Annotated in this window: 11 protein-coding genes; all 11 read right to left on the reverse strand. The window is 52.0% G+C overall.

Features of this window, described 5'->3' with window-relative positions:
* Positions 1-83: hypothetical protein (locus ACRCWW_RS10815; RefSeq protein WP_438682432.1), on the reverse strand; the 83-nt coding region annotated here is incomplete at its 3' end.
* A 3-nt stretch (positions 84-86) separates the two neighbouring features.
* Positions 87-581 carry a molecular chaperone Skp gene (gene skp / locus ACRCWW_RS10820; RefSeq protein WP_404659742.1) on the reverse strand — a complete coding sequence of 165 codons (495 nt, stop codon included), beginning with the start codon at positions 579-581 and terminating at the stop codon, positions 87-89.
* Positions 582-704: 123 nt separating this feature from the next.
* The gene (bamA, locus tag ACRCWW_RS10825; protein WP_438682426.1) at positions 705-3104 is read right to left on the reverse strand and encodes an outer membrane protein assembly factor BamA; all 2400 of its coding nucleotides are present in this window, start codon (positions 3102-3104) and stop codon (positions 705-707) included.
* Positions 3105-3134: 30 nt separating this feature from the next.
* Entirely contained in the window at positions 3135-4487 is a 1353-nt protein-coding gene (gene rseP, locus ACRCWW_RS10830; RefSeq protein WP_438682427.1) for a sigma E protease regulator RseP, read from the reverse strand.
* A gap of 11 nt (positions 4488-4498) precedes the next feature.
* Positions 4499-5356 (reverse strand): phosphatidate cytidylyltransferase, encoded by an 858-nt coding sequence (gene cdsA / locus ACRCWW_RS10835; protein ID WP_404659745.1) that lies wholly within the window; start codon positions 5354-5356, stop codon positions 4499-4501.
* 12 nt (positions 5357-5368) lie between these two features.
* Positions 5369-6127 (reverse strand): (2E,6E)-farnesyl-diphosphate-specific ditrans,polycis-undecaprenyl-diphosphate synthase, encoded by a 759-nt coding sequence (gene ispU / locus ACRCWW_RS10840; RefSeq protein ID WP_438682428.1) that lies wholly within the window; start codon positions 6125-6127, stop codon positions 5369-5371.
* 185 nt (positions 6128-6312) lie between these two features.
* On the reverse strand, positions 6313-7509 hold the full coding sequence (gene ispC / locus ACRCWW_RS10845) for a 1-deoxy-D-xylulose-5-phosphate reductoisomerase (RefSeq protein ID WP_438682429.1): 1197 nt from the start codon (positions 7507-7509) through the stop codon (positions 6313-6315).
* Positions 7510-7599: 90 nt separating this feature from the next.
* Positions 7600-8157 (reverse strand): ribosome recycling factor, encoded by a 558-nt coding sequence (gene frr / locus ACRCWW_RS10850; protein WP_330984858.1) that lies wholly within the window; start codon positions 8155-8157, stop codon positions 7600-7602.
* A gap of 163 nt (positions 8158-8320) precedes the next feature.
* Positions 8321-9046: a UMP kinase gene (pyrH, locus tag ACRCWW_RS10855; RefSeq protein WP_438682430.1), complete on the reverse strand. Its 726-nt coding sequence runs from the start codon at positions 9044-9046 to the stop codon at positions 8321-8323.
* A gap of 145 nt (positions 9047-9191) precedes the next feature.
* Complete coding sequence (tsf, locus tag ACRCWW_RS10860) at positions 9192-10043, reverse strand: translation elongation factor Ts (protein WP_438682431.1); 852 nt, start codon at positions 10041-10043, stop codon at positions 9192-9194.
* A 118-nt stretch (positions 10044-10161) separates the two neighbouring features.
* A complete protein-coding gene (rpsB, locus tag ACRCWW_RS10865) occupies positions 10162-10887 on the reverse strand; it encodes a 30S ribosomal protein S2 (protein WP_330984855.1) in 726 nt (241 codons plus the stop codon).
* Positions 10888-10985 lie beyond the last annotated feature (98 nt).

A 10985-nucleotide genomic window follows, 5' to 3' on the forward strand; every position in this document is an offset into this window, starting at 1 on the left:
ACAGCGGTGATGACGATATCGCCATCACCGTGTAATTCTGCATCCAACTGCTGAGCTAAATCAGCCAGTCGAATTGAAGGCATTACTTATTTAACCTGTTTCAGCACATCAGCGGTGATGTCTTTGATATCACTGCTGTTGTAAGCAACGGTATTCGCGTCAACAACCAGGTCAATGCTCTGATCGTCAGCCACTTTCTTCACTGCTGCCTGGATACGGGTAACCAGTTTGCCGCGCTCTTCGTTAGAACGACGTGCACGATCCTGCTCAAACTGCTGAGCTTTCTGAGAGAAAGCCTGACGCTGAGTCATGATGTCTTTTTCTGCTTTACTACGATCGCTCGCTTTCATGGTAGAACCATCGCGCTGCAGACGCTGCATTTTGCTCTGCAGATCGGATTCCTGGCTCTGCAGCTCGCTTGCACGGCCTTTGAACTCACCTTCCAGCTTCGCAGAAACACCCGTCTTCTGTGCAACCTGCTGGAACAGGCTACCCATGTTCACGATCGCAATTTTATCTGCAGCCTGTGCAGAGGTAACCATTGCCAGACCCAGACCTGCAGCTAATAACCACTTTTTCACAATAAAACTCCTTACCATCCCATGAGTGCCCGAAGGCACCGTTCTTTGCGAAGTCATGCAACCACGCGAGTGATTGTCAGATGTCATCGCTACACTGCACTAGCATTCCTTTGCACAGACCAATTACCAGGTTTTACCAATGTTAAACTGGAACTGCTCCGCTTTGTCTCCATCGTACTTTTTAAACGGCTGGGCGTAGGAGAAGACCAACGGCCCCAATGGTGACATCCATTGTAATGCGATACCCGCAGACATACGGATGTTGCTCGGATCACTATAGTCCGGAACGCCCGCATTTTTCATCGCTGCAGTGTTTTGCCAGTTTGTATCCCAGACGGTACCCGCATCCCAGAAGACGGAAGTACGTACTGAGTTAGCATATTTGTCACTGATAAACGGCGTTGGCACAATCAGCTCAGCGCTGACCACGGCCATGGCGTTACCACCCACAGCATCATCAGACTTACAGTAGCCCGTGCTGGTCGTTTCACAGTTATCCTGACCTGGGCCGAGGTACACAGCCTTAGGACCGATGTTGTTCGACTGGAAACCACGTACGGTGCTTGAACCACCCGCATAGAAGTTTTCATAGAACGGCAGTTCTTTACCGCCTAAGCCATCACCGTAGCCCCAACGAGTACGACCCAACAGCACCCACTTATGATCGTTATCGATCGGGAAGTAGGATGCGGTATCCAGAGTCACTTTGTAGAATTCGTTGTCGGAACCCGGAATGGTTACCTTACCGTTCAGGTTGACGCGCGAACCGTCCGTCGGGAAGAAACCGCGGTCCAGTTTGTTATACGTCCAACCATAGTTGAAGGTGAAGTCATCTGCCGAGAAGCCGTCTTTGCTGTTGCCCTGACCCAGAGAGTCAAGATAACGGTCCATCGCAACCTGCGGCTGCATGTTGGACAGGTCGTTGTGAACGTACCCTAAACCTGCACGCAACGTGTTGTATTCGTTAATTGGGAAGCCCAGCGTCCCGTCAACACCGTAACTCTTGTTGGTGTACGAGGAGAGGTCTGCATCATCCGCTTTAAAGTCATTGTAGAAGATACGCCCACCGAGACTCACACCATCCACCGTAAAGTACGGGTTGGTCACAGAAAACTCGGAGTAGGTTTGATAATCGTTCTTCGTACCATTGATGCCCACTGAATAGCCGGTACCCAACCAGTTATCCTGCTGAACACCCACCTGGAAACTCACGCCACTTTCAGTACCGTAACCGATACCGAAGTTGAAGCTACCGGTGTTACGTTCTTTAACCTTGTAGACCACGTCAACCTGATCCGGGCTGCCCGGTACACGTTGGGTATCTACATCAACGGTTTCAAAGTAGCCAAGACGGTTCAGACGATCTTTACCGGAATCGACCAGATCGCTCCCCAGCCACGCGCCTTCCATCTGACGCATCTCGCGACGCAGAACGGCATCTTTGGAGGTGTCGTTGCCTTCGAAGCGGATCTTACGTACGTAGTAACGGTTACCCGCATCGACGCTAACATGCAGCTTAACGGTCTTATCAGCGTCATTGATTTCAGGCTGAGACTGAACGCGCGGATAGGCGTAACCATAACGGCCAAGAAGTTTCTTGATGTTATCTTCCATCTTGGTCACTTTGGCACCGTTGTAGAGCTCACCTGGCTCAACTTTGGTCAGGCTCTCAATCTCTGCAGAGTGCCCTGCCAGGTTACCGCTCACCTCAACGCCCTGCAGCTTGTACTGATCGCCTTCGGTGATGTTGATGGTGATATAGATGCCTTTCTTGTCCGGCGTCAGGCTAACCTGCGTGGAGTCGATATTGAAACGAGCATAACCGCGATCCAGGTAGTAACTACGCAGGGTTTCAAGGTCACCCGCCAGTTTCTGTTTCTGGTATTTACGATCGCCCACCACGTTCCACCACGGTACTTCATCACGCAGCTGGAAGGTGGAGATCAGTTCATCGGTGCTGAAAGCATGGTTACCGACAATGTTGATCTGTTGAATTTTTGCGGAAACGCCTTCCTGGAAAACCAGTTTCAGGTCAACACGGTTACGCGGCAGCGGAGTCACGACAGCTTTAACGCTGGCGCTGTACTTACCGACGCTGTAGTAGAAGTCTTCCAGACCTTTCTCGATATCACCGAGAGTGGTGCGGTCGAGGGATTCACCCACGCGAACGCCAGAGGCTTCAAGGTTCTGCTTGAGCATGTCATCTTTCACCGATTTGTTACCGGAGAAAGTAATGCTGGCAATCGTTGGGCGCTCTTTAACCTGCACCAACAACGTATCGCCATCACGCAGAACACGCACATCCTCGAAGTTGCCGGTGGCAAACAGGGCGCGAATGGTATTACTGATGTCTTCATCAGTGACCGTATCGCCTGGACGCACTGGCATGCTGAGGAGGGCCGCACCAACAGCGACTCGCTGCAAGCCTTCGAAATGAATGTCCTTCACTACGAATCCGTCAGCACCGTATACGGTCGCGCTGCCAAAAAGCAGCGACGCTATGAGCAACTTTTTCATCGCCATCGTTATTATGCGTTCTTCCTAACACTCTCTCTACAACCGAGAGAAATCATTGAAAAGTGCAAGCCCCATTAACAGCACCAGCAATATTGAGCCAATGCGATAACTAAAGTCTTGAACTCGCTCGGATACCGGCCCGCCCTTCAGCTTTTCAATCGCCAGGAAGAGCAGATGACCCCCGTCTAGCACGGGAAGCGGGAACAGGTTGATAATGCCCAGATTCACACTGATGAGCGCAAGGAACATCAGATAGTAAATCAACCCAAACTCCGCTGACATCCCAGCCCCCTGAGCAATCGAAATTGGCCCACTGAGGTTGTTCAGTTTTACGTCACCGGTTATCAATTTCCCCAGCATCTGAACCGTTAACTTCATCAACTGCCACGTTTTATCTGTGGCCTGAATGATGGCAGCAAACGGCCCGTACTGGCGCACTGTCTTGTACTCATCGGGCAGCGGAATAATTTTTGGAACTACACCCGCAAACCCTTCAGCTTTCCCTTTACCGGGTTTTGTATCTGGTATCAGCGTTAAAGACAAGGGACTCCCCTGTCTGTCAATCTCCAGCCGCAATGGCTTACCGGGATTGTCTCGCACCAGTGTGACAAATGTCATCCACTGTGTCAGCGGCTGACCATCGACTTTAACGATCCTGTCGCCCTGTTGCAAACCTGCTTTATGTGCAGCTGAGTCTGCCTGCACCTCTGCCATCACCGGTTCAATCTGAGCACCACGTGGACGAATCCCCAGTGAAGCGACGGGATCTTCTTTGTCTGGCTCAAATGCCCAATGGCGCAGATTCAGAATTTTATCCTGACGCTGCTGGCTTCCGAAAGGGGCGACAGTGAGCGTGGTTTGATCATCACCGATTTTGGTGACCAGCGCCAAACGCACAGCATCCCAATCAGGCGTTTCGATACCGTCTACGGCTTTAAGTTCCGTTCCTGGTGCAATTTGTGCTTCCGCTGCAATCGAATGGGGTGTTATTTCACCAATTACTGGCCGAATGCCCGGGACGCCGATGATAAACACCAGCCAATAGGCAAAAATAGCAAAAAGGAAGTTCGCAACCGGACCGGCAGCAATGATCGCGGCACGCTGGCCGACCGTTTTGTTATTGAACGCATAGTGACGCATCTCCGGCGCAACCGGGTCGACACGTTCGTCCAACATTTTGACGTAGCCACCGAGGGGAATAAGGGCGATGACGTATTCGGTGCCACGTTTGTCCACGCGGCTCCAGAGCGTCTTTCCAAATCCAATCGAAAAACGCTCAACACGGACACCACAGCGGCGAGCAACCCAGAAATGACCAAATTCATGCACGGTGATTAACACACCCAGTGCAACAATGAATGCCGCCAGATTCCAGAGAATGCTCAGCATAAACCCTTCCGTCAGAGAGTCCTGAAGACTAAAAGTAACAGGCAGGCAAAGACCGGTACCGCCGCCGTCAGGCTATCGATGCGATCTAAAATGCCGCCGTGGCCAGGAATTAAATTCCCACTGTCCTTGATACCGGCCTCACGCTTAAACATGCTTTCCGTTAAATCGCCCAGCACAGACGCCAACGCAGCGACCAGCGAGCAAACCAGTAACGTTAACGGTGCGACATCCAGGTTAGCCCACAGGCCATAAACACCCGAAATCACAGCTGCCGTCAGCAACCCGCCGAAAAAGCCTTGCCAGGTTTTGCCCGGAGAAACCTTCGGTGCCAGTTTATGTTTACCGAACAATTTACCGAACATATAAGCGCCGGAGTCTGCTCCCCACACCAGGATCATGATGTAGAGCAGCCAGATAGCGCCGCTGTAATGATTGTCGTCATAATGCCACGCACGCAGAGCCAGCATGCCCCAGAAAAAAGGGATGATGGTCAGCAGACCAAACACCAGACGCAGTGTTTTTGAGTTACGCCACAAAGACGCAGACCCAGGATAAAACAGAACCAGCAGCAAGGCGGCAATCCACCAGGCTAAAGAAGCCCAAAGCGAGCCTTCAACCAGCGGCTGATGCACGTTGTGGTGGTATTCAGGAAGCCAAAAGAGCATCGCGGCAAGAATCAAACCGCAAAGCACCGCCAGCCATACCCGCTGTGAGCGGGATTTAAAACCGCTTAGTTGACCCCATTCCCAGGCAGCCAGCATGCACACCACCAGGGTGACAATGGCAAAACCTACCGGCGGCAATAAAAACAGTGCCGCAATAACAACGGGAATTAAAACAAAAGCAGAAATCAGGCGATACTTCAGCAAGAGCTACCCCCATCAGGCTTTGTCGCCACCAGGCTCGGTGCCGCCGAAACGACGCTCTCGATTGGCAAAGGCATGCAGCGCACCTTCAAAGTCTTGTTCATCGAAATCGGGCCAAAGAACATCCGTAAAGTAAAGTTCGGCATAGGCTATTTGCCAAAGCAGAAAGTTACTGATGCGATGCTCTCCCCCTGTCCTAATTACCAAATCTACGGGAGCCAGCTCGTGCATGCAGATTTGCTGACTCAGCAGCTCTTCTGTAATGTCTTCAGGACGAAGGTGCCCTTCCTGAACCTGTGCAGCCAGATGCTGAACTCCCTGAATGATATCCCAGCGCCCGCCGTAATTCGCGGCGATATTCAGCGTCAGCCCGGTATTATTTTGGGTCAGCGCTTCCGCCTTGCGAATACGTTCTTGTAAGCGGGCATTAAACCGGCCGGTATCACCAATAATACGCAAGCGCACGTTGTGTCTGTGCAGGCTTTTCACTTCGCTGTCGAGCGCCCAGACAAACAGTTCCATCAGCGCACTGACTTCCTGCTCTGGTCGATTCCAGTTTTCACTGCTGAAGGCGTAAAGCGTTAACGCTTCAATCCCGTTATTTGCCGCAAAAGAGACGGCACGACGCACCGATTTTGCCCCGGCTTTATGACCGAAGGCTCGGATTTTGCCTTGTCTCTTCGCCCAGCGACCGTTGCCGTCCATGATAATGGCCACATGATGACAGCCGTGGGCGGGCAGATTTTCGCTGATTGATTGATTAGCAGACAACATAACGCGTTATTAGTCCATGCAAAGGAATTAGCAGTACCGGAATACAGACGCTTAGCGCAAAAAAGCCGTGCTAAACCACGGCTCAGCCGATAACGCTTTGTCGTTACAGCGTATACGGTGGCGCAGACTATAACACTGAAGCCCAGCGCTAACAAATGTAGCCGCACCCGATGGGCGGATAATCATCAGCTTGCGAGGCGCGTCACCTGCTGGCCTGCCGCATTTCTGGCCTGCAAATCGACCTCCAGAACGTCGTCCACACTCTGCGGCTCGCTTAGCGTTAAGCCATCAAGCACTGCCCGGTTAACGACGGCAATATCCGTGAAACGGATTCGGGATGCCAGAAATGCTTCAACGCTAACTTCATTCGCTGCGTTTAACGCCGTGGTTGCGGCCTGACCGTGATCAGAAGCATCCATTGCCAGCTTCAGGCAGGGATAACGCTCATAATCTGGCTGCGCAAAGGAAAGATCGCTCAACGCCCAGAAGTCCAGAGGCTTCACGCCTGATTCGACGCGATTTGGCCACGCCATGGTATGCGCAATTGGCGTACGCATGTCTGGTTCACCCAGCTGCGCCAGCACGCTACCGTCCAGATAACGAACCATTGAGTGGATAACCGACTGCGGATGAATGATCACTTCCATTTGCTGCACCGAGGCATTAAACAGCCAGCGCGCTTCAATGTATTCCAGACCTTTGTTCATCATGGTGGCAGAGTCGACAGAGATTTTACGTCCCATCGACCAGTTCGGATGACGACAGGCCTGACCCGGCGTCATATCACGCAGTTCAGACAGTGGCGTTTCCCGGAACGGGCCACCAGACCCGGTAAGCAGAATCGACGAAACGCCATTCTGCCCAAGATCAGCGTAACCCAGCTGATTTTGGATTGTTTCCGGTAAACTCTGAAAAATCGCATTATGTTCGCTGTCGACCGGTAACAGCCGCGCCCCGCTCTCTTTCACCGCATCCATGAACAGACGTCCGCAGGTAACGAGCGACTCTTTATTGGCCAGCAAAATCGTTTTTCCCGCGCGGATAGCCGCCAGCGTCGGCATCAACCCAGCCGCGCCAACAATCGCCGCCATCACCTGATCGACATCATCAAGCGCGGCTACGTCACAGGCTGCCTGCTGCCCACTCAGCACTTCCGTCTGGCTTCCGTGCTGGCGTAACGCCACAATCAGTGCGGCTGCGCTTTGCGCATCGTCCATCACCGCATACTGCGGAGTGAACTCCAGACACTGCTCGACCATGCGATCCACGTTTTTGCCAGCCACCAGCGCAGTGACAGAAAAAAGATCGCGATTATGGCGCACCACGTCCAGCGTGCTGCAGCCGATAGAGCCCGTCGAGCCCAGAACGGTTAAATGCTTCATGAAAAATCCGAAAGAGAGTGTCTGGAAAGCAAAACGCCGCCAGCAAAACCGAAGGTTTCCTGAACGGCGTTCATCAGATAACGTCAGAAATCAGAACTGCATCAGTTCCGCTTCTTTGTCTGCCAGCGCCGCGTCCACTTTCTTGATGGCCGCGTCGGTCAGCTTCTGCACATCGTCCTGAGAACGACGATCGTCATCTTCACTGATTTCTTTTTCTTTCAGCAGCGCTTTCACTTTATCGTTGGCGTCACGACGAACGTTACGCACCGCAACACGCGCCTGCTCAGCTTCACCGCGAACGATCTTGGTCAGATCCTTACGACGCTCTTCGGTCAGCGCTGGCAGTGGAACACGGATATCCGCGCCCGCAGAGCTTGGGTTCAGACCCAGATCAGAAGCCATGATCGCTTTCTCAACGGCCGGGCTCATAGAGCGATCGAACACGTTGATTTTCAGGGTACGGGAATCTTCTACAGTCACGCTTGCCAGCTGACGCAGTGGAGTTGGCGTGCCGTAGTACTCGACAATGATGCCGTCCAGCAGGCTTGGAGAAGCGCGACCAGTACGGATTTTGCTGATCTGGGTTTTAAATGACTCAACGCATTTGTCCATGCGTACTTCAGCATCTTTTCTGATATCGTTAATCACGTTACGAATCCTTGAAATCTTGTCTCAGGCTGACCATACAGCACGCCCGCCAGGTTGCGAGTGTGCTAAGTATAGCCCGTATAATTCTTGCCGCCGAAAGGGCAGCGAGGTAAGCATCGCAATAATAAAGCGGAATCTTACCCTTATTTGTCGCTCACGGAAATTATTCCGTAATCAGGGTACCTTCTTTCTCACCCATCACCACACGACGCAGCGCCCCCGGTTTGTTCATGTTGAACACGCGAATTGGCAGTTTGTGGTCACGGGCCAGCGTAAACGCAGCCAAATCCATCACTTTCAGCTCTTTATCGAGCACTTCGGCATAGGTCAGCTGATCGTACATGGTGGCAGCAGGATCTTTGGCTGGATCGGCGGTAAACACGCCGTCGACTTTGGTTGCTTTCAGCACCACGTCGGCTTCAATTTCAATCCCGCGCAGGCAAGCTGCAGAATCGGTTGTGAAGAAAGGATTACCGGTACCAGCAGAAAGGATAACCACGCGGTTATTACGCAGCAGGCTGATAGCTTCCGCCCAGCTGTAGTTATCGCACACGCCATTCAGAGGAATAGCGGACATCAGGCGGGCGTTCACATAGGCGCGGTGGAGCGCATCGCGCATCGCCAGGCCGTTCATGACTGTTGCCAGCATGCCCATGTGGTCGCCCACAACGCGGTTCATACCCGCTTTTGCCAGACCCGCACCACGGAAAAGGTTACCACCACCAATCACCACGCCAACCTGGATACCCAGTTCGACCAGTTCTTTAATTTCCTGCGCCATACGATCGAGAATGCTGGCATCGATACCGAAGCCTTCAGTTCCCTGCAGGGCTTCGCCACTCAGTTTCAGCAGAATACGTTTGTAGACGGGTTTTGCATTGGTAGCCATATTTCTTTCCTGGGACTGTCAACGTTTGAGATGGGTTATTTCCAGCGATTATGCCATCGCTAACCAGTGCAAGCCTATCGGAGCCTGACTGATTTTCAAGATGGGAGCAAAAAGAAGCCGCCCTCAGGCGGCTCCTTTTTCATCATTAAGACTGCTTGGACATGGCAGCAACTTCTGCTGCGAAGTCAGTCTCAACTTTTTCGATACCTTCACCCACTTCAAAGCGGACAAAGTTGGTCACAGTAGCGTTGTTCTCTTTCAGGAACTGACCCACAGTTTTGCTTGGTTCCATAACGAAAGGCTGGCCGGTCAGAGAAACTTCGCCGGTGAATTTCTTCATGCGGCCTTCAACCATTTTCTCTGCGATTTCTTTTGGCTTACCAGACTGCATCGCGATGTCCAACTGAACCTGGTATTCTTTCTCTACCACTTCAGCAGACACGTCTTCTGGGTTAACGAATTCTGGCTTGCTCGCTGCAACGTGCATTGCAACCTGCTTAACCAGTTCTTCGTTCGCGCCAGTTGCCGCAACCAGAACACCGATACGAGCACCGTGCAGGTAGCTACCCAGCACGTCGCCTTCCAGGGAAGCAACACGACGGATGTTGATGTTCTCACCGATTTTAGCAACCAGGGCAACACGCTCTTCTTCGAACTGTGCTTTCAGAACTTCAACATCAGTGATTTTGCCAGCAACTGCTGCATCCAGAACTTTGTTAGCAAATGCCTGGAAACCGCCGTCTTTAGCAACGAAGTCAGTCTGGCAGTTAACTTCCAGAATGATACCGTAGTTGCCTTCGATCTTAGTGATGATCACGCCGTCAGCAGCAACGTTGCCTGCTTTCTTAGCAGCTTTGATCGCACCAGATTTACGCATGTTTTCGATTGCCAGCTCGATGTCGCCGTTAGCTTCAGTCAGGGCTTTTTTGCAATCCATCATGCCTGCGCCAGTACGTTCACGCAGCTCTTTTACCAGGGAAGCGGTAATTTCGGCCATTCTAAAATCCTCGGAAATGTGAACCGCCCGGCAGAGGGCCAAACGGTTATAAAAGTGAAAAAGGGGCCGCTAAGAGGGCCCCTATCCATACTCGGTACTAATAAGGGCTTAAACCTTATTATTCAGCTTCTACGAAGCTTTCTTCCGCCTGAGAAGCCAGATCCTGAGAACGGCCTTCACGAACGGTCTGAGCAACGGCATTCAGGTACAGGGTCACAGCACGGATTGCATCGTCGTTACCAGGGATAACGAAGTCAACACCATCTGGATCAGAGTTGGTATCAACGATAGAGAATACTGGGATACCCAGGTTGTTCGCTTCTTTGATAGCAATGTGCTCGTGGTCAGCATCGATAACGAACAGTGCGTCCGGCAGGCCGCCCATGTCTTTGATACCGCCCAGGCTGTTTTCCAGTTTCTCAAGCTCACGAGTACGCATCAGCGCTTCTTTCTTGGTCAGCTTGTCGAAGGTGCCGTCCTGAGACTGAGTTTCCAGGTCTTTCAGACGTTTGATGGACTGACGAACGGTTTTCCAGTTAGTCAGCATACCGCCCAACCAGCGATGGTTCACGAAGAACTGGTCGCAGTTCAGAGCAGCGTCTTTTACCGCTTCGCTTGCAGCGCGCTTGGTACCAACGAAAAGGATTTTACCTTTGCGAGAAGAGATCTTGTTCAGTTCAGCCAGCGCTTCGTTGAACATTGGTACAGTTTTCTCAAGGTTGATGATGTGAACTTTGTTACGCGCACCGAAGATGAATGGCTTCATTTTCGGGTTCCAGTAACGGGTCTGGTGACCAAAGTGAACACCGGCCTTGAGCATATCGCGCATGGAAACAGTTGCCATGTTTAAAACCTCTATATAAAAGTTGGGGTTATGCCTCCACGTATCCCATACAACCGACCCCGAAGGGCACCCCGGCGTATGTGCCGATACGTGTGTGT

It is taken from the genome of Scandinavium sp., assembly GCF_051650185.1.
In the GTDB taxonomy this organism is placed as follows: Bacteria; Pseudomonadota; Gammaproteobacteria; order Enterobacterales; family Enterobacteriaceae; genus Scandinavium.

What these genes read in the sequence shown, in the direction of transcription:
- rpsB (WP_330984855.1), bottom strand. Translation starts at nt 10,887, where the DNA reads ATGGCAACTGTTTCCATGCGCGATATGCTCAAGGCCGGTGTTCACTTT.
- rseP (WP_438682427.1), bottom strand. Translation starts at nt 4,487, where the DNA reads ATGCTGAGCATTCTCTGGAATCTGGCGGCATTCATTGTTGCACTGGGT.
- bamA (WP_438682426.1), bottom strand. Translation starts at nt 3,104, where the DNA reads ATGGCGATGAAAAAGTTGCTCATAGCGTCGCTGCTTTTTGGCAGCGCG.
- tsf (WP_438682431.1), bottom strand. Translation starts at nt 10,043, where the DNA reads ATGGCCGAAATTACCGCTTCCCTGGTAAAAGAGCTGCGTGAACGTACT.
- ispU (WP_438682428.1), bottom strand. Translation starts at nt 6,127, where the DNA reads ATGTTGTCTGCTAATCAATCAATCAGCGAAAATCTGCCCGCCCACGGC.
- ispC (WP_438682429.1), bottom strand. Translation starts at nt 7,509, where the DNA reads ATGAAGCATTTAACCGTTCTGGGCTCGACGGGCTCTATCGGCTGCAGC.
- pyrH (WP_438682430.1), bottom strand. Translation starts at nt 9,046, where the DNA reads ATGGCTACCAATGCAAAACCCGTCTACAAACGTATTCTGCTGAAACTG.